This window comes from Mucilaginibacter sp. R-33, from assembly GCF_049949235.1.
Taxonomy (GTDB): Bacteria; Bacteroidota; Bacteroidia; order Sphingobacteriales; family Sphingobacteriaceae; genus Mucilaginibacter.
The window spans coordinates 2,114,949-2,134,777 of the sequence record NZ_CP188089.1; the positions used below are offsets into that span (position 1 = coordinate 2,114,949).

General features: G+C 40.1%; 16 protein-coding genes. 4 read left to right on the plus strand and 12 right to left on the minus strand.

The annotated features are described in order from the left end of the window. Positions 1 to 67 precede the first annotated feature (67 nt). Positions 68 to 1,678 carry a DUF6377 domain-containing protein gene (locus tag ACP26M_RS09065; protein WP_426588118.1) on the minus strand — a complete coding sequence of 537 codons (1,611 nt, stop codon included), beginning with the start codon at positions 1,676 to 1,678 and terminating at the stop codon, positions 68 to 70. 479 nt (positions 1,679 to 2,157) lie between these two features. On the opposite strand from ACP26M_RS09065, the gene ACP26M_RS09070 reads away from it, so the two are divergent. Both ACP26M_RS09070 and ACP26M_RS09075 read left to right on the plus strand, forming a co-directional pair. Further along, positions 2,158 to 2,754 (plus strand): hypothetical protein, encoded by a 597-nt coding sequence (locus ACP26M_RS09070; RefSeq protein ID WP_188831897.1) that lies wholly within the window; start codon positions 2,158 to 2,160, stop codon positions 2,752 to 2,754. A gap of 171 nt (positions 2,755 to 2,925) precedes the next feature. Further along, positions 2,926 to 3,342 (plus strand): RNA recognition motif domain-containing protein, encoded by a 417-nt coding sequence (locus ACP26M_RS09075; protein ID WP_090525518.1) that lies wholly within the window; start codon positions 2,926 to 2,928, stop codon positions 3,340 to 3,342. Positions 3,343 to 3,424: 82 nt separating this feature from the next. Here ACP26M_RS09075 and ACP26M_RS09080 read toward each other — a convergent pair whose 3' ends face one another. From ACP26M_RS09080 to ACP26M_RS09110, 7 genes are all read right to left on the minus strand, one after another. Beyond that, the gene (locus ACP26M_RS09080; protein WP_354482735.1) at positions 3,425 to 5,161 is read right to left on the minus strand and encodes a phospho-sugar mutase; all 1,737 of its coding nucleotides are present in this window, start codon (positions 5,159 to 5,161) and stop codon (positions 3,425 to 3,427) included. 277 nt (positions 5,162 to 5,438) lie between these two features. Then, entirely contained in the window at positions 5,439 to 7,538 is a 2,100-nt protein-coding gene (locus ACP26M_RS09085) for a hypothetical protein (RefSeq protein ID WP_426588121.1), read from the minus strand. Between the two features lie 47 nt (positions 7,539 to 7,585). After that, a complete protein-coding gene (locus tag ACP26M_RS09090; RefSeq protein WP_426588123.1) occupies positions 7,586 to 8,686 on the minus strand; it encodes a S8 family peptidase in 1,101 nt (366 codons plus the stop codon). Further along, a complete protein-coding gene (locus tag ACP26M_RS09095) occupies positions 8,686 to 9,741 on the minus strand; it encodes a hypothetical protein (RefSeq protein ID WP_090525508.1) in 1,056 nt (351 codons plus the stop codon). Before ACP26M_RS09095 ends, ACP26M_RS09090 begins: the two co-directional genes overlap by 1 nt. A 183-nt stretch (positions 9,742 to 9,924) precedes the next feature. Next, a complete protein-coding gene (locus ACP26M_RS09100; protein ID WP_426588126.1) occupies positions 9,925 to 10,248 on the minus strand; it encodes an HTH domain-containing protein in 324 nt (107 codons plus the stop codon). 106 nt (positions 10,249 to 10,354) lie between these two features. Continuing rightward, on the minus strand, positions 10,355 to 10,930 hold the full coding sequence (locus ACP26M_RS09105) for a dihydrofolate reductase family protein (RefSeq protein WP_426588128.1): 576 nt from the start codon (positions 10,928 to 10,930) through the stop codon (positions 10,355 to 10,357). Between the two features lie 62 nt (positions 10,931 to 10,992). Next, positions 10,993 to 11,415 (minus strand): DoxX family protein, encoded by a 423-nt coding sequence (locus ACP26M_RS09110; RefSeq protein ID WP_426588130.1) that lies wholly within the window; start codon positions 11,413 to 11,415, stop codon positions 10,993 to 10,995. A gap of 157 nt (positions 11,416 to 11,572) precedes the next feature. On the opposite strand from ACP26M_RS09110, the gene ACP26M_RS09115 reads away from it, so the two are divergent. Together ACP26M_RS09115 and ACP26M_RS09120 are read left to right on the plus strand one after the other, a co-directional pair. Further along, a complete protein-coding gene (locus ACP26M_RS09115; RefSeq protein ID WP_426588132.1) occupies positions 11,573 to 12,553 on the plus strand; it encodes a GlxA family transcriptional regulator in 981 nt (326 codons plus the stop codon). A 232-nt stretch (positions 12,554 to 12,785) separates the two neighbouring features. After that, positions 12,786 to 14,180: an arginine decarboxylase gene (locus ACP26M_RS09120; protein ID WP_090525492.1), complete on the plus strand. Its 1,395-nt coding sequence runs from the start codon at positions 12,786 to 12,788 to the stop codon at positions 14,178 to 14,180. A gap of 57 nt (positions 14,181 to 14,237) precedes the next feature. Here ACP26M_RS09120 and ACP26M_RS09125 read toward each other — a convergent pair whose 3' ends face one another. The 4 genes from ACP26M_RS09125 to ACP26M_RS09140 form a co-directional block, all read right to left on the minus strand. Further along, positions 14,238 to 14,471: a hypothetical protein gene (locus ACP26M_RS09125; protein WP_426588134.1), complete on the minus strand. Its 234-nt coding sequence runs from the start codon at positions 14,469 to 14,471 to the stop codon at positions 14,238 to 14,240. Positions 14,472 to 14,489: 18 nt separating this feature from the next. Continuing rightward, positions 14,490 to 14,891, minus strand: coding sequence for a hypothetical protein (locus tag ACP26M_RS09130; RefSeq protein WP_426588136.1), 402 nt, complete (start codon positions 14,889 to 14,891; stop codon positions 14,490 to 14,492). 265 nt (positions 14,892 to 15,156) lie between these two features. Continuing rightward, positions 15,157 to 16,173 carry a PorP/SprF family type IX secretion system membrane protein gene (locus ACP26M_RS09135; protein WP_426588138.1) on the minus strand — a complete coding sequence of 339 codons (1,017 nt, stop codon included), beginning with the start codon at positions 16,171 to 16,173 and terminating at the stop codon, positions 15,157 to 15,159. A 2-nt stretch (positions 16,174 to 16,175) separates the two neighbouring features. Continuing rightward, positions 16,176 to 19,712: a PKD domain-containing protein gene (locus ACP26M_RS09140; RefSeq protein ID WP_426588140.1), complete on the minus strand. Its 3,537-nt coding sequence runs from the start codon at positions 19,710 to 19,712 to the stop codon at positions 16,176 to 16,178. Between the last annotated feature and the right edge of the window lie 117 nt (positions 19,713 to 19,829).

Consider the following 19,829-nt stretch of genomic DNA (forward strand, 5'->3'; position numbering starts at 1 on the left):
TTTTTGCTACACACCCTGTAAGATTCGGGTATTTTACAGGGTGGCGAGGGTGTATTTTCTAAACAAATCACTCGTAATCAAAAGCCTTAATATCCATAATCCGTTGTTCAAATTGATCCGGGTGCAACGATTTGGCTTTGATCCTCATTTTGTAAACATAGATTGTATTGACAGAATATTCCAATATTTTGGCAATAGTTTCATTATCAGCAATACCCATCCTTATAAGCGCGAATATGCGAAGATCGGTATTTAATACTTCATCTTCGTCGGGCCAGATCTGATCTTTCTCGGCAAACAAGCTATTGAATACCGTAATAAAGTTAGGGAAGATCTTTAAAAAAATATGATCAAAGCTGTAATACAAGCTCTCTCTTTCTTTTTTAATATCAATATTATTTACAAAAGTATGAATGGCATCATACTTCTTCATCGAGAGCTTGGCATCAATAGAGATTTTCAAATTTTCGAGCTTAACGATATATCCCGAAATGGCTTTAAAAAACTGTCCGATATATTCCTCTTTAATTTTTGCATCTTCAATTAGTTTCGCGTTTATGTGGTTTAATTGCACATTTTTCCCTTCAATTATTGCTTCTTTAACCTTCAACTTTTTTAATTGGTTAATGATCATCACCAGGAAAAAGACAACCAGCAATGCAAGCGCAGTAATAATTAACAGGAACACCAGGAAGCGGTTTTTTTGATGCTCGGTATTATTAAGCTCGGCTGCTGCTATTAATGGTAAAATTGAAGCAATTTGTATTTTACGCTGCCGGGCTCCGTAAAAGTCGGCATCAGCTTTTGCCAATTGAATGAAACTGTAAGCATCTTTGATGTTGCCCTGTTTATACAACAGTTCTGCCAGCGTATAAAGCGCAACCGTTTCACGGGTTGATGATTTGATATCGGCTATAGCAGCCCTCATCATCAAATTAAGGCCTTCCTGCCTTTCGTTATCTTCAAGACAGATTGCTCCTAACGAGCATGAGACCATTGCCCGCAAGTGCATGGAAATTGGCATATCTTTCTCCAGTAATTTTTTAAACCGTAAGCGTCCTTCTCCGTAATTCTTTTCCTGGTAATCCTTCAAACCAAGTAAATAAGTATGCATTATATGGTCGTTGCCGCAAAACGAGACCGCCGAATCAATGTATTTATTGCCGGCCTTAATATAATCGGGGCTAAAATATTTGTCATTACTGTAATTCGCCAGGTCATAATTGCACCTGCCTAAAAAGAAATAGTAATCAACTTTATCGGCATTGCTTAGGGCTTTTACATTTACTTTTCGTAAATAGTCAAAGGTTTCGTTAAACATCCCCGACGACAGGAGAATAAAAGCCATCCTTACATAACTATAATACTCCTTTGGTTTATTAGCTGTTACCTTGCTTAGCGATATCATTTTATCGACATAAACATACGCTGAATCAAACTGATATGATTTGTATTCGGTGTAAAGCTTGTCCCAGGTATCAAACCGCGCATCATAATTGGTTTGCGAAAGATTTGATTGATATGCCTTTAATTTTCGGATCCTTGCTTCTTTACTGCTATCATATATATTTTTTTTTGCGATTTCAGTTTTTAATTCTTCGAGTAAGGTATTAGGATCAGTGAATGCATTTGCCGAAAGAATAATTAATGAAAAAAACAAACAGAAGATATATTTCATTTTTGTTATAACGGTTTTTAAATAGCGTACCGATCCGATGATTAATCAAACACACAATTTCTGCAAATCAAATGCGGCAATAAATTAATTAAACTGCAACCAACAAGGCTATCATTTTAGGAGATAAATTGCACACCTATCCCCGGTTTATATTCTCAAATATATGGATTTACGGCATTGCTAATGCGTTTTAGTTTTGTTTTTTGGTCAACAGAGATTACACTGTCCGAACCGAAAAAAGATTGAGACTATGCCACTCAAACGACGGGCTTTGTTTTTAACCTATAGTTAACAAAAGCAGACAGTATTTTCAATTACTGCGTTCTTTTCTATACAAGAAGTGCGTAACTAACTAAAGTATTGCAATAAATTCAATTATATAAACTCAAATTTTCAAAATTTAAGTAAAAATTAATACAAACTAATTTTTAGGGCGAAGATGGCATCTCCCTTGTTTTTATTATTGTAAAACCTGACTTATGAAAGCATATTATGAATCTCTAACAACAGGCATCAAAACCCTATTGATTGCAACAGTCTGCCTTTTACCATCGCTGGTTTTCTCACAGTCTAAAACACCAGGATCGGTTGAGTATTTAAAATTTTGCAATGGAATTAGCGGACTGACACTTGGTGAGGACATTAGCCAAATTCCGGCCCGTAAGTTTACCTATTTAGATAATGATGCTAAACCCGATGCAGACAGCTGTATCCGTTATCAATATAAAGACAGTAGCTCATTGATACAGGGAGATAGTTTGTTATTAGATGCAATAGGTTTCCGCGCTTACAAAAACAAAATAGTGAACATTTATCTTTTCTTTAAGATGACTGACGCTTATAAAATACTGGACTATTTCTTAAAAGCATATGGGCCATTTACAGGGCGCCCGAACGCTTATGCTGATATTTATAACTGGGATACAACCGCACTGAATTTGTCATTGAGATACCAGGTAAAAACCGAGATGGGGGTAGCTATATTTAGCAATAAAAACCTTGAAAACGAAATTGCAGCCAACCGGCCTTCAGTACTCCTTAAAGATGCATATCAGTCGTTTTCTGTTTTGTATTGATGACGTTCTATTATTAAGGGTCACAAAATGCCTCTTCAGGACCATTACTGACTTGAAAACAACGAATTATTAAATAAACTTTGGTTTTAACGCGAAAACATCCTTTATTTAAAAAAAATCAAACGAAATTTGTGTACGGTGGTTATCTATCATCTTAATCTCAATTTATAAATGGTCAAATTATTTGTAGGCGGCTTTCCTCTGGAAATGACAGAGCTGGAACTTGTTAAAATGATAGGTCCACATGGCGATGTGGAAACGATTAAAATTGTACGCGACAAAAAAACAAGGATATGCAAAGGATATGCATTTCTTGAAATGAAGGACCGCACCGGGGCCGAGAACGCGGTGATTGCCTTAGACGGTACGCCCATTGCCGATCGGGTATTAAGTGTAAAAATAAACGACGACTTTGTTAAGAAAACTCCTCCGCCACGTAAGTCATTTGGATACGGCAACAACAATAATAGAGGCACCGGTGACAGAACTAACAATACCCGAAGCTATAATAGCCCAAGCAATTACCGGAGCAATAATGATCAGTCACCTGGAGGTGACAGACCAAGGCGCCCCAGAAAAACGATGTAACAAACCACTGATAGGTCATACTAAAAAAAATCCCGGCCAGATCTCAATCGGCCGGGATTTTTTCAAACATCATTATCCGTAGTTAAACACCGAGGTCCTGCATAATTGATGCAATCTTAGCATCAAGTTGTTTATCTGTTTCACTGTATGTTTCTTTACTATCAAGTTTGCCGTTCACGCTGCAATAAAACTTAATTTTAGGCTCCGTGCCTGACGGACGGGCCGAGATGATACTACCGTCCTCGGTAATGAATTGTAAAACATCAGATACAGGCAATTCAATTGGTTTGCTTGTATTGGTTGCTAAATCAGTTTCAATCCGTTTTTCATAATCCTTAAGCGTGCTTACTTTTGAGCCGCCTAAGGTTGCCGGAGGATTGGTACGGAATTTCTCCATCATTTCCTTAATTTCTTCGGCACCGGTTTTACCTTTTTTAGTCAGGGAGATCAGCTTTTCCTTATAAAACCCATATTGCACGTAAGTATCAATCAATGCTTCAAAAAGGCTGCTTCCTTTGTCTTTGTAATAAGCGGTCATTTCTGCAATGAATGCGCTTGAAACTACAGCGTCCTTATCCCTTACCAGTTCGCCTATCAAATAACCATAGCTTTCTTCACCGCCACCTATAAAAGTTTGTTTACCCTCAAAATGGGTCATTAACTCGCCAATATATTTGAAGCCGGTAAGGGTGTTATAGTAAGTAACATTCTTGGCTTCGGCTATGCGTTCGATAAGATTTGTGGTAACAATGGTTTTAACAATGTATTCTTTACCGGTAAGCTTGCCTTTTTCTTCCCATGCGCTTAATAAATAATTGATCAGCATAGCGCCGGTTTGGTTACCATTGAGCAGAATAAACTCGCCATCGGTATTTTTCACAGCAATACCCACACGGTCTGCGTCCGGATCCGTTGCCAATACCAGATCGGCATCAGTATCCTGGGCTTTTTTAAGAGCAAGTGTAAGCGCTTCTTTTTCTTCGGGGTTAGGGTAAACTACTGTTGGGAAATTTCCATCGGGAGTTATTTGCTCGTCAACCAGGATCACATTCTCAAAACCAAACCGTTTCAGGGCTTGGGGTACCAACGTGATGCCTGTACCATGGATGGGCGAATAAACTATTTTAAGATCTTTTTGACGTTCAATAGCATCAGGCGAAACAGAAAGCTCAGTGATCTTGCTCAGGTAAAGCTCGTCAATGTCCTCCCCTATTTCTTCGATATTAGCATCAACGCGGTTAAATTTGATGTCATCAATGCTGCTGATTGCAGCAACCTCGTCCATTACGGCCTTATCGTGCGGAGAAACAAATTGCCCACCATCGGCCCCATAAGCTTTGTAACCGTTATACTCTTTTGGGTTGTGCGATGCTGTAAGCATTACGCCGCTTTTGCAACCTAAATGGCGCACGGCAAATGAAAGCTCGGGTGTAGGACGCAATGCCTTAAAGAAGTAAACATAAATGTCATTAGCTGAAAAAACTTCGGCCGTAATAGTCGAAAAGAAATCGGCATTGTTACGGCTGTCATGAGCAATAGCTACTTTGATTTTTTCGCCGGGGTAGGTTTTTTTCAGATAATTAGCTAATCCCTGTGTGGCGGCGCCTATAGTATACTTATTGATACGGTTTGAACCCGGCCCCATAATACCGCGAAGGCCACCGGTACCAAACTCCAGATCACGATAAAATGAATCCGTCAGTTCGGTATATGCCTTATCGTCAATTAATTTTTGAATTTCCTGCTTTACATCAGCATCATAATTTCCTTGAAGCCATGAGTTTGCTTTTTGAAGAATGGTGGGGTCTAATTCCTGCATAAGTGGTTGTATATTTTCAATTTATCAGATTCGGTTTTGTTTTAAATATGATAATAAATAATCAAAACAGAACGCCTTAAAGTTAAATCATCTTTTTAATTATGCCAGCCCAATATGCAATAACTTTTAAATATAATGCACGGCAAGAGCGGCGGCCGCCGAACCGTTATCTGAACAAGATACTCCAGTAAAAGTTTTATCAATTTCAAGCTGTAAATGGCGCTGCCATCCTTCGCCCTCGATTTATCGTTGGCCGACGAACCGTTGATCAAATCTGTTAACGTCCTTTAGTAAACAAATTGAGTATCGGTATATCAACTAAAACCCCCACCGACCAACGTGTATATAACTTATTATCGCCGTAAGTGTTAGTTATCACATCTTTATTGGCTCCTGTTAAACTAACGCTACGCAAATTTGGCGCAACCTGGAAACCACCCGAAATTGAAATTGGTGTGGATGGTATGCCTACAGATAAAAACAAACCCGGGCTTATGATATTCTTCAGCTCAATTTTAGGCACCTGCGCTACAGTGGCGCTGGTATCTTTTGCTACCGGGGTACTTCCGGATGTAAAACGGTATGAAGCAAGTGCGCCGATATCAATTAAAGAAACAAAAACAGAAGTCGACCATTTTTTATCGCCCGTGGGAACAAATAATAAACGGTGCCCCCAGCTAAATGAAATTCCTACCGGTGCTGAGAGCCCGTATGTGCCTTTATACTTTTCATCAATGCCATGCACTTTTTCTTCACCTACATAAGGGCCAACATAGGCGTTTAGAGCGACATTAAAAATAACCTCGCGTTTAACGGTTGAACTGCCTACCGGTAAAGCAATTGCTTCAATAGCATTTTTTACTTCGTCGCTGTTTTTCGCTTTTGATACCTCAGCGGCAAAATTGGCATATTTAATAAACATTTTATTTATTGCCGGCCACTCGGTGAACGCTGCAATTTTCGCTTCAAGTTCATTTATTTCTTTCTTTATGGCAGTCTTGACGACTGCATCCTGCAGTTTATCATATTCTGCTTTTTTGTCTGCAAGATTTCTAACTAAATCCTGTTTTATTGGGTTAGTAACGACTTTATTAATAAACAGGTTATCGTAAACGCCGCCAAGCTCAACTATGGCCGATGGGTACTGTTTTTCGTAAACATCAATGTAAACGTTGCCAAGACTCCTGGCTGATGACAGGTACTGATCAATCTTTGTGTCTTTCCGGTCAATCATTGGTATAGTAATATTGGCCGGGTCGACATTTAAAAGCAATGGTGATTTCAATAATTGCTCAAAAAGATTAAGTGATGAATTATAAAGCGCGTAATAATCCTGGTAATTAAAAGTATTTTCACCTTTTTGCTGAAGTTGCTTTAAATTAATGAAATACCTGTTTACTATTGTTGCTTTTTGGATAAATTCAATGTTATAACTCTGATAAATTTCCTCAAACTTTAAAAAGTCACCACTACGATCTTTCAGAAACTGCTTCATTGACCCCTCTTTAAAATTAATGTCTTTTTTTTCCAATTGCTGATAAAGCAAACCAAGGTAGATTTGGAAAGTTACAGGGTTACTAAACAGCATCTTCGCCGAATCGGCATCGACCCAGTATTTATCTCTCTGATTTGACCGTAATGATTGTGAAAAAAGATCAAAAGCTTGCAATGCCGGATATACATTTTCATTTACAAGCTTTAAGGTGCCATTGCCTGCTTTATTAACCAGGTAGTTATGAAAAATATCCCCCGGATGCGAACCCTCATGAAACTCGTTGGCTATATACAAGGCATCGATGAAGATTATCCTGACGTGGGGCATGGCAGCAAACAATTGATCCATGCACGGGTCGTCAATCAAATTGGAAACATTGGGAAGTAATAGTGCCAGGTCTTTCTGAAATGACTCCCGCAGCAAATCCGTATAGGCGGCGTAATTATAGATCTCAACATCTATAGCTGTAAGTGATTTGTAAGTAACCGGGAATAATAACTGCAACTGCCTGGTACTGTCCAGCTCCTTTTTAAACCGTGAAAAAAAGGCAGTGGAAAGTTCCTGCTTTGTTCGTTCCACTAAAAACTTTGCAAGACCGTCGGCAAGATTGGTAACATCAAGTGAGCCTATGGATTGTAGTAATCCGGATGGGCTGGGTATTGTCCCTCCGCTTGCACCGCCAGCTTCATAAATCCCGTTCAAATTAAAAAAAGGGTTTTTCTTGATAACAGTATCTACATTAGTGGTGTTCTTGAGATTAAAATAATAAGCAAACAGCGGCTTATTTTGCGGGCTGATCCTTATTTTCCCGTCTTTGTCGTAAAGGCTTTTCAAATATAACACATCATAAAAAACGCGCCTTTCGGGTTGTTGTGCAAACATTTTGCAAGACAGAAGCAAGAACAAAAAAAGGGGGGCGTATTTATATTTCATACAACATCATTAAAAAAATTCAATAAAAGTTCGGGTTTTAGCAGTGGAAGATCGAAGGATGCTGGCGGGTTTCCATCTTCGGTTATAATGAAGGTTGTTTTCTGCGTCATAGCCGCCAATTTTTCAATGATCGTAGCAAATGAATAACTAAAATTCATTTTTTGAATCATCAGCGCAATTATGCCCGATGTAATAGCCGTCGCAAAACTACTCCCGCTATCAGCTATCAATTCGTTATTCTGATCATATGATTTTATTTGCGAGCCATTGATCACCAGCGACAGGAACTCATTTATACAAGGATAGCCATTCTCCTTATCCGGAACCATGCCGACCCCGATTGTATTTTTCAAACAGGCCGGATAATATTTACTTGTATCTCCAAATACTATCGAATTTCCGATAGAACAAACAATTATTTTATTGTTAGCTACGGCATTGTTTATAGCCTCCTGAATTAAACTTAGAGTAGCTGCATTGCTTATACCTGACGACCAACTTATTGACACTATATGAATATCGGGATTTTTTGCACACCAATTAATCGCGCCAGCATATCTTTGGGCATCTCTCTCCGTGTTTTCAAATGTTCTTTTTTCGGATATTTTACAGGCGAATAAATTACATCCCGGAGCCACACCGACATAGTTGCCGCTGGTATTCCATAGCCCAACAAGGGAAGCACAAAATGTACCATGACCGGCGTTATCTTTTATCTCAACATTATCGCCATAAACATAATACTTACTCTGATTATAAAACAGGTCTGTTATGCCTGGCGCAATACCGGTGTCAACCACAGCAACACCAACGCCTGTACCTGCATACCGGCCCCAAATCTCCGGCAGGCTCAAGTCAATCATCCATTGCTGATAATTGCTCCCAGCTCCTTCTATTTGTTCGGCCCCGCCGCTCCAATAATGACTATTAGCATCGTCACCCACTTTATACCAGGTATTGTTTCCATCAAGTTCCTCTCCCTGCACAGTACCCGTTACTTCTATCTCGTCACCCGGCTCTCTTACAGCACCGGTTTGATAGGTTGTATGAGCGCCTCCTACCCTGGTATTGAGCAGCTTGGTTACTTTAATACGCATTAGCCTACTGGTTTTACGGTTACGGTGGTATTCTTAGTTGGTGTGGTTGCTTCTTCTTCAGGCTTTTTGCCTGCCGCACGTAAACTTACAATTTTATTGATCAAATCGAACCAAAAGGGAGCGCCTAACATTAAAGCTACAGCTGTTAATAACAAACCCGTTATCTTGATTAAAAGCGACAAAAGGCTTTGACAAAATGTTTTACCCTTCAAATCTGGCGTGTTTTGTGCCGTCCAACCAACAGGGATACCAGAGCTTACCAGAAACGTACTAACTGTGCTGATTTGTTGGGCGACTTTTTTCCCGTTAGGTGCGTTTTTACTCGTATCGGCAGGTATGTTTTTAATAACCGTTACTTTGCTGGCTTCAAACTTTATCGTATCAGTTTTAGGATTATATCCTTTTTCGTTTACTTGTTTAACTACGGTTTGTAAATTATCGGCTGTATGTTTCAGTGCTTCCTGGTTACCCCAAAGCTTGTTCACAATATTTATGGTATCAACATTCAAGGAGGCACAGATTACCACCGAAATAATAAATACAATAAGCTGAGACGATCGTTTATAAACTCCCGAGGCCCTGTCCATGGCCGAATTATAAAATGTTTCGATCTGTTTTTGAAAACTCTGAAGATCGCCCTGGGCGCGTTCATAAAAATTAAGAAGAAGTTTCCTGATCCCGGCAGAGATACCAACCTGTGCCGCTATTCCATCATCTGTTAAAACGTCCCTGATCTTATTCATATCAAGGATAATATTTTTATCGTCTTTAAACTGATCCATTAAAGCCGCGGCGAAATTGCCCGCTGGGATATATGATGGCAAACTGTTTAAATCTTTTTTTAAAGATGTAATGTTCGGATTGTTATAAAGCTTTTCAGCTATTTTTTTCCAGTCCTGGTCAAAAAGTAAACAGTCAATAGCATTTTTCAGATACTCTCCCCGCTTGTTAAGCAGGGCAGACAGATACTCATGAATTGTACTAACAGTTAGGCTCAGTGAAAAATAGGTGAACGACAGCGTGAGCGCAAGATCGATAATTGGGGAATTAAACATAAGGTTGCGGGTTTAGCAGGGATAAAAATGTTTCCCAATTTACAAAGCAATCAGCCAAATATCAACCCGTTAAAATACGGTATTTCCATACGTAATTTTGCGCAACAGTCAGTATTCCATCGCTTTAAATTGGATCAAAACAACAACGGCGTAAATTTTTTGAGTTGCCTAAAAATCAAGATATTACGACGATGAGTTTTGAGAATCATTATTTAACGCACGCGGTATAATTGATAACATTTCATTTTTTATGGCCGGCGGAATAACCAACATAGGCTGAGAAATGATGTCACTTTTACCATCCGTCGAAGGGCAGCTTGCAACTAAAACTAAACATCCCTTTTCAGCTTCAAAGGTCACTGTTATTTTTAATTGCTTCAGGCACTCAAGGTCCTGATAGGCTGTACGGGTACTGATATGAAAATGTGATTTCAGCAGGTCGATAGAAACCACATCCCTGGTTTGCAGAAGCACCAATACCCTGAGCAACCTGTCGGCTCTGTTCATAACGGATCACATTTTTATATACAAAGGTGTAACGCGCTATTGACAACAGTGTGTCAGCAGTAAAGATGCGTTTTTAAACCGGTCGGTTTGATTCTGTTACCTAAGTTTAATTAGGTGATTGATAAACCATCAATATAACACCCGATGAAAAAACTTTCTTTAAAACCAGTTTTAAAGGCAAGTTGTTTTTTAACCCTTTGAAAAGTGTTTTTCCATTACCTAAAATCACCGGATGGATCCAAAGCTGATACTCATCAACTAAATTCGCGGTCACCAGCTTTTTGACCACACTGATGCTTCCGTAAGTAAGGATGTCACGGCCATGCTGCTTTTTTAAATGCTCAACAGCTTTCTTCAGATTTCCTTTGAGCAGTAATGAATTGTTCCACCATACGGAGGTCATTGTTGAGGACACAACCACTTTTTGATAGTTGTTCATCATATCTGCATAAGCAATATCCGTACGGGGAAAGTTCATGCACTTAGCCTGAAAAGGCCAATAGGCAGCCATAGCCTGATACGTGTTTTTACCCAATAAAATAGTATCGGCCCGGCTAAGCAATTCTGTTGTTGTCTCGGCTATTTCATCCGTCCAGTATTGATAGTGCCAATCCAGGCCCTCATCCTCCGCCGCTACAAAACCATCCAGCGTAATGTTTAAGGATACGATCAGTTTGCGCATGGTAATAAACAAACAAACCGGGATTATTGACAAACCCGGAATTTATAATTAAACTAAAAAAATTAAGCCAGTTCGGTATTTCCGGTAAGTTTAGTGTTGGTTAAGCCCAGTTCTTTTACCTGCTCATACCTTTTCCATAAATAGTAGGTAAAGAACATAACAAGCAGCATAACTACCGGCGGAATGAGCATAGCTGCCCCGGCTCCAACAGCAAGCCATGATAAAAATGCACCGATAAAGCTGATGGTGAAGCCTGCATAAGCCCATTCTTTAATAACCTGGTACCTGGTTTGAGCGATGGCCAGTACACCTGCTATTTTTGCCGCCCCCATAATAACCATGAGGTAAAAAGGGTAACCAAGTTTAGCTAATGAATCTTTGCCTGCCTGCTGCATTGTGATCCCTCCGTACGCATCGCCAAGCATAGCTAATAGAAAAAGGACGGTAAAGATCCAATAAAGGGTTTTAATTGTTTTTGGTTTCATGATGATATTTGTTTTGTGTGATTACATATCTGTTAACGATACAAAGTTATCCCGGGCGATAAAGTTGTGTAGCACGTAAAAAGGACTTGTTAAGGGGTTGTTTGCGACTTTAGTGTTCACTATCTTTATCCCAGATAACCAGTTATACAATAATAAAATGAAACATGTTGCCATCCTGATCCCCAATGAAGCAGTTTTAGCCAGCATAGTTGATGCCCGAACCATTTTTACAGGCGCCAACGATTTTTTACAATCGATGGGGAGGCAACCTGTTTTTGACGTACAGATGGTTGGGCTTTCTAAGGAAGTTAAAGTGCATGGCGGCATGTTTTCGGTTCATACGGATATTTTGTTAAACGAGCTGCAAAAAAGCGATATGGTGATCATCCCTGCCATAAGCGGCGATCTTCAAAATGCGGTAAATGTAAACCGGGATTTTGTACCGTGGATCATCAACCAATATAACAACGGCGCCGAAATAGCCAGTCTTTGTATTGGCTCATTCATATTGGCCTCTACAGGGTTATTGAACGGTAAAGAGTGTTCCAGCCATTGGATCACAGCCGATGCTTTCAGAAATATGTTCCCGGAAGTGAAGCTGGTTGACGGGCGTATTGTTACCGAACAGCAGGGTTTATATTCAAGCGGCGGCGCTACCTCTTACTGGAGCTTATTACTGTTATTGATTGAAAAGTATGCCGGCCGGGATATAGCCATCATGGCTGCCAAGATCTATGCTCTGGAAATCGACCGGAAAAGTCAATCGCCATTTGCGATGTTCACCGGGCAAAAAAAACATGAAGACAATCCTATAAAGCAAGCCCAGGAATACATAGAAAATAACGTTACCGAAAAAATCTCAGTTGAAGATTTATCATCAATGTATGCTATTGGCCGCAGGCATTTTGAACGACGGTTTAAAAAAGCCACCAATAATACCCCGGTTGAATATATACAGCGCGTAAAAATTGAAGCAGCCAAAAAACAATTGGAAAGTACCCCCAAAAACATCAATGAGGTAATGTATGATGTTGGGTATACCGATGCCAAAGCATTTCGTACAGTTTTTAAAAAGATCACCGGGCTCTCGCCAATTGACTACCGTAATAAATATAACAAGGAAGCAGCTGTAGCATAGGTAGTACATCAAAATTTGGGGGCGCCAGCTATCCCTCCCGCATTACCCATGTTGTAGCTGGATTATTATCGAATATAGATATTGATTATTAACCGCAACATACTGTATTGCAGCGGGTAATGGCTAATCCGGCTTCTACGGCAAAAACATTACATTCCGTCAATAAAATTAATCCTAACAAATAGCCAAATATTCCGTTTAAAAATTACATTTTTGCCCAAAATTTTTAAGGATGCAGAGTTATCAGGAATTTCTTGACTTAAGTGTAGGCTTTCCACAGGATGGTTTTGAGATCATCGACGATGAACTATACTTTCAGGACCTAAATTTGATGGAGATGATTGAAACGTACGGTACTCCCCTACGCTTTACTTATCTGCCTATGATATCCAAAAAGATCCAGCAAGCCAAATTGCTGTTTCAACAGGCCATTATCAAAAACAATTATCGCGGCAGTTATAAATACTGCTATTGCACCAAGAGCTCGCATTTCAAGCACATTGTTGAAGAAGCCCTGAAAAACGAGATCCACCTGGAAACATCATCGGCGTTTGATATGCCAATGATTGATGCGCTGGAGAAAAAAGGTACTGTAACAAAGGATATAACCGTAATATGCAACGGCTTTAAAACTTTCCAGTACAAAACATACATTATTGACATGCTGCATGATGGTTTTAAAAACATCATTCCGGTATTGGATAATAAAGAAGAATTTAACCTTTACGACGACGAAATTGAGATGGACACTCCTTGCAACCTGGGCATACGGATTGCAGCTGAAGAGCAGCCTGATTCTCAGTTTTATACTTCACGTTTGGGTGTGCGCATGGAAGATGTTATTGATTTTTATCATAACAAAATTGAGGATAACCCTAACTTCCAGGTTAAGCTGTTACATTTCTTCATCAACTCGGGTATTTCTGATACACCATACTACTGGAACGAGCTTGAAAAATATGTAACGCTTTACTGCAAATTCAAAAAAGTAAATCCACATCTGGATACGCTTGATATTGGCGGTGGTATGCCATTTAAAGACTCACTGGTTTTCGATTTTGATTATGAATACATGATCAACGAAATTGTAAGCCGGATCAAAGAGATCTGTGCCGAGCACGATACCATGGAACCAGATATCATTACCGAGTTCGGTAAGTATACTGTAGCCGAAGCTTCAGGTATTTTGTACAAGGTATTAGGCCGAAAACAACAAAACGACCGTGAGCGCTGGCTGATGCTTGATGGCTCGTTCATTACCAACCTGCCTGATGTTTGGGCGCTGAACCAAAAATACATCCTGTTGCCGGTTAACAACTGGGATTCGGAATACGAACGTGTAAACCTTGGAGGTATTACCTGCGACGGGCAGGATTATTACAACCAGGAAGCGCATATGAACAGCGTATTTATGCCTAAAACCCGTAAGGTGCAATATTTAGGGTTCTTTAATACTGGCGCCTACCAGGAAGTATTAAGTGGTTACGGCGGTATCCACCACTGCCTATTGCCATCGCCCAAGCATGTAATCATTCGCCGTAATAGGGACGAAACGTTTAACTTTGAGGTGTTTGGAGAAGAGCAAAACAGCAAGCAAGTATTGAAAATTCTGGGTTATACCACGTAATCGTATATCTAATCCTAACAGCATAAAAAAGGTGACCATTTCGGTCACCTTTTTTGCTTAACGGCCTATGGTGCCATCTCCGACACCTGCTCCTTCAACATTTGGATCCGGAAGATCAGCCAGGCTCCCATCCTCATGTAAAACTTTAAAGTGTTTTCTTTGAGGACCTCTTGTTTCAAGACAGGGATTGTTTCGGCCAGCATAGTTATAGCTGTCTGTAATGTTACTTTCCCTTGTCTCCTTAATATTACCCTGCCGGGAGGCAGGATAGTCATTTTTATAATCATTCATGATTATACCCTCCTTTTGCTAAATCCCTTCAGTTCCTGGTTCATGACCAACCATCCTGCCGGTAGTGCGTCCTTGCGGACGGCTCTCAAAATCGGTTTTAGCCGGGCCTACCGACGGAAATTCCTTTTTATTCGGCGGCGTTACATCTGTTTGCTCGCTAAATGAGGTGTCGGCACTTCGGTTGGGCTGGTCAATTTCCGATTGACTATGGGTACCCACCTGTTCGTCTTCGGTTTTTTCCACCTCAGGCTGTTCATCATAGTCTACTATGTCGTCTACCTCATCCAGGTCATCATCATCGTTTTCAAGATCACGGTTTGGATAGGCTTCATCACCATTCACAGAAAATGAGTTGGTGTTGTTTTCAAAATCATTACGATCATTATCCTGGTTTCCCCAGTTTTCATTATTGGTATTCATAGGTTTTAATTTTAGTTGTCATTAAATAAACCCACGAAACAATTGTATTGTTTTATTTTTTATCTTTTTAAGAAATTAAATATCGTAAATTAAAACTATTATAGTTGTAATTATCAGGAAGCTTCAAAATAGTTTATAAGTGCTTACCCGGGATGGCATAATTGGGTCGTCATAAGGCAAACCGGATTACAGAGCATAATTCTGACTAATTTTGAACGATACAACAATTATTTATACGCCAGTATAATAAGAACGCTTTTAAGAATTAAAAAGTATGCTGAGGGCAAGTTACTTTATATCGATTATTAAGCAGGATACCTAACACAATTTCATGCGAACCATGACTCACTGTGTTTAAGGCAGATGTGGTAAAATCATATGAGTAGCCAACATTAATAAGCGAACTCAGGTTAAATCCAACCAATGCCGCGTATGAATCATTACGGCGGTATGAACCACCAATCCAGAACCTGTCTTTGAATGACATTTTCATATTCACATCAAAAGTTACCGGAACCGGTGCTATAAATTTCAACAAGGCTGAAGGCATAAGCGTAATATCATCAGATACAAAAAGCTTAACGCCGCCGGTCACAAAATAATGCGGTACCGTTTTGTTTTGTACAGCGGTTGTCGAAGTTGTTACATATAAATTTTGCGGAAGGATTTGTTGTACCGACGCGCCAAAAAAATAATTGGAGGAATATGCCCATACGCCCACCCCCAAATCAGGTTTCCACTGTGCCCCCGCAAGGTTATTGATAGTTGGGTCATTTTGGTCAACATAGGTAAGTTTACTTTTGTCAATAATATTATGACTTACACCGGCAGATACTCCTACCGCTAAATTTAACGTTTCGGTAAGGCCGAGGTGATAAGCGTAAGTAGCGTCAATATTGGTTTGTGTTATCGGGCCTGTTTTATCAGACACCACCATTAAGCCCACGCCATGATGCGGCTCGGCAGCCATGTAATTTTGTGTATATGACCTGCTTGATGGATTTAAACCTCCGCCCGCAGGAAATGCAGTAGCATCGCCCTGTAAAAATCGGTTACCTATAGGCGCGTTTACTGAAAAATAGGATGTTACCGGTGCACCTTCAAGCCCTGTCCATTGGCTACGATAACCCAGCTTTACATCGGTATAGTTTTCAATACCGCTTAAGGCAGGATTTAAAAGATAGTTATTGAATACGTATTGAGTGTACTGCGGTCGTTGCTGTGCTTTTGCTAATTGAATTGTTGTAGCAATAATAAGTAGAGTATATAAAATTCGCTTCATTTTTATCTGATAATGGTCACATTACCTGCAATAACCTCCCGGCCATTTTTGGGGTCAATAATATAATAATAAGTCCCGGGCGGCAAATACGAACCTTTATATTTCCCATCCCAAGGTACACTATAACCAATTGACGAATATACCTTTTCTCCGAATCGGTTGTATACGTCAATCTTATTATTTGGATAACTTTCTAAATATTTAACATTCCAAATGTCATTTACCCCATCGCCATTAGGCGTAAACACATTGGGAACGACTAAAAACTTTAAAACCTTTACCGATACACTGGCCATTGCCTGGCATCCATGTGCCGAAGTAACCACTACCTGATAGGTAATATCCTGCGACGGGCTTGCAACAGGATTAGCTACATCGTCATGATCAAGGCCCGTTGAAGGGGTCCATTTATAACTTAAGTTATTATCGTTTACTATGGGTTTTAAAACATGCTTTGTGCCTTCAAGCATAGTAAAATCCGTCCCCAACATTACAACAGGCGATGCATCTACCTTAACCTGCTGTATAACAGTATCGGCACAGACATCGGCAGTTGTATAAATATACGTAATATCAAATATGCCGGCACCGGAAACAGCCGGATTAAACATACCGTCAGTACTAATACCTGTTCCTGAAAATACGCCCGAACCGGCAGGGGCCTTAATTTGGGGTATCAATTTTTTTGGCTCCGATTCGATACAAAGAACAGGCGCCTGATCAAAGGTGACCACAGGTGACGCTTTTAAATTAACCGGGATTTCTGCGACATCAGAGCATGATGTACCCGAATGTGCAATTACTCGCAAGGTAACCTGCCGCGATCCTGATGTAAACAAAGGATATTTATGTCTGAGTTGCATTCCATATGCCGGATGGTCATAAACTACCGTAGTTGATGGGTCGTTGATGTCATAAGTAACCTCCAGCCGGGTAATCTCGCCGAAATTAACCCCGGACTGGTTTTCAAAAAATACTTCCTGAGCGCTGCACAAACCTGCCGGGTCCTTAATAATTACTTTAGCTTTTGGTTTGCTACCGTTAATTGTTAATGACTTTGAAGCCGATGTAAAAGAGCATCCATTTTTTGAAGTGACCTTAAGTGTAACCTGGTAATTGCCGGCTAAAAACTTGTGCCTGGGATTTTTCTGGTGGGAAATATTCGGGTTAGCTGGTGTTGAATTAGGGTCGCCAAAATTCCATTCGTAGGTAAAGTCAGCTTCTGTGGCATCAGCAATTGTGCTTTGATCAATAAACTGAACAAAGTCGTCTTCACAGGCATCGGGCAACAAAAAATCAACTACCGGCACAGGACAAACTTTAACAGGCAGGGGGGCTATATTACTTGTACAACCATTATCATTTGTGACGGTTAGCTTAACCAGATAATCTCCCGGTGTATTATACTTATGGTTAAACGGATTTTTATCTGTAATGATTTCAACCGGTGTACCATCACCAAAGTCCCATTGCCAGCTAACAATTTCCCCTTCTGCAGATGTAGATTTATCAGTAAAAGTAACTTCCTGGCCGGCACAGCCAGGTGCTGAATAGCTAAACAAGGCTAAAGGAGGCCTGGATATGTGTACTTTGATAGGATCAGATGTTTCCCCGCAACCATTTTCATTGGTAACAAACAAGGTAACAAGATAATAGCCCGGCTGGGTGTATTTGTGTGTTGGATTTTGTACCACATCGGTCATTCCATCGCCAAAGTCCCAATGCCAGGTTTTTATTTGCCGGGTACCTGAGGTTGACTGATCGATAAATTTAACGTCGCTTCCGAAACATGTATTTGCAAAACTAAACTTTACAACAGGCGGCACCGAGATATTAAAATCAAACTCGATATCTTCGTTCGACCCACATTCATCAGCAACAGGATTAAATACAGTAGCAACTACACTATAGTCCCCATCGCTGTACGCTTTGTCTTCCGGATACTCATAAGTATAGAGCACCTTTGAGTCTTTTACTATTGAACCGGTTGGTGTTGGATTATTGATAATAACAGGCGGGGTTCCATTTTTTAAATCCCATGTAATTTTATTTGTTTGAAACGGCAGCGTCAATTGCAGTTTATAATAAATACCTGTACAGCCGTTTGCCTGCGTTGAATTGTTTGCCGGGTTTCGTAATGTGATAAACTCATTCAGGTTTTTAAGATTGGTGCCTGCAGCATAACCGTATGATTCGGTTCTGCCAAATCCATAAGCTATGGCATTAAATCCGTCTGATGCCTTAATGTTATGTACGCCGGCGCCTACACTAATTTGCGCATACGAATAGATACTGTTAGGTACCTGTGAAAACTGGGTATAAGGCTGGCCGTCGAGCGAAAAAGTTGGCACGGCTGCAGTTTTAATAATAACATTAATAAAATTATTATGTATCAGGTAATTTGGGGTTGAGTTTAGCGTAACATGGTCAAGTGTTTGCTCAATTGGTGTTAGATATATCATTTCGGGATCACCGGTATCTCCGGTAATGAGTTGGCAATTTAATCCCTCGCCCTGGGTTACCGCGTATTGCACCACCTGAATTGGTTTGTCGGCAGTGATAATATTGCTTGAAGATGAAGTAAATTCATAATAAAGGCTATTAATTAGTCCTCCCTGGGGTGCCGCCCCATTTACGGTTACCTTTGTGTCCGGCGAACTAAGTACTATTCTTAAAATATCATAGTTGCGTGTCTTCAAAGGCGCGGTTATATAATTTTTACCCCAAACGGCTAAAGGATAAACCTGTTGAAAAAGGTTATCTGATGATCCTTTATCTCCCTGGCACCCTATGCTTATTTTTGAGCTGCCGGAAAAAACGGCTATTTTTTTGCATGCACCGCTGGCACTTACAATTGAATGGACGCGGGTACCGGTTAAATCGGTAGCTGATAAACCTTGGTATACCTCCCCTTTTTTTAAGTTTACAGTGAAGGGTTGGTTTGCAGGGATCCCGTTTAGTAATGGTTGCGAGGGTGTTATTTCAACAGTGGTATTATTCTCAGTGGCTATTACTGCAAAAGTTGAATACGAAGGAACACCTTCAGTATTTTTTGTACCATTGTTTGAATTTGATATTTGTTTATAGTTGATGGAGAGGTAATCTTTGCCGAGGGTATTTACCGGCAGCAAAAGGGTCGCCCCGGATACATTCTGCGCAAAAATATGCGCGTAAACCGCGATAGGTTTCAGGGAAGTAATGTGAATGCCCTTTAAAAACTGCCCCTGGGTCCCGATAAAAGCCGCCGGAGGAATATCTACCGTTAATATATCGTTTGCCTTAACCTGATAGGTTTTTGAAAAGCTGCCGTCAGCTACGTCAACAGTAACTGTTGTATTTACGTCGGCAGTTATATATAGTTCCATCTGGCTGCCCCTGCCCAATGCGTCGGGATTGCCGGCTGCGCCATCAACATGGTCAATGTATGCAGTATAAAACTCTGTGCCCTGGTTTGATGAACCTTGTGCATAAGTGTAAGCGATAAAGCAAATGAAAATAAATGCGAGGCTTAACGATCGCAAAAAGGTTATCTTGCTCAAAGGTGTTCAGTTGTATTTGGTTTTGCAGTATTAACTACCCTTTAAAAATACAAAATCCTTCAATGCTACAATGGGTAATTATGTAAAATTAACCACGCTGTTTAATTACGCGGTCAT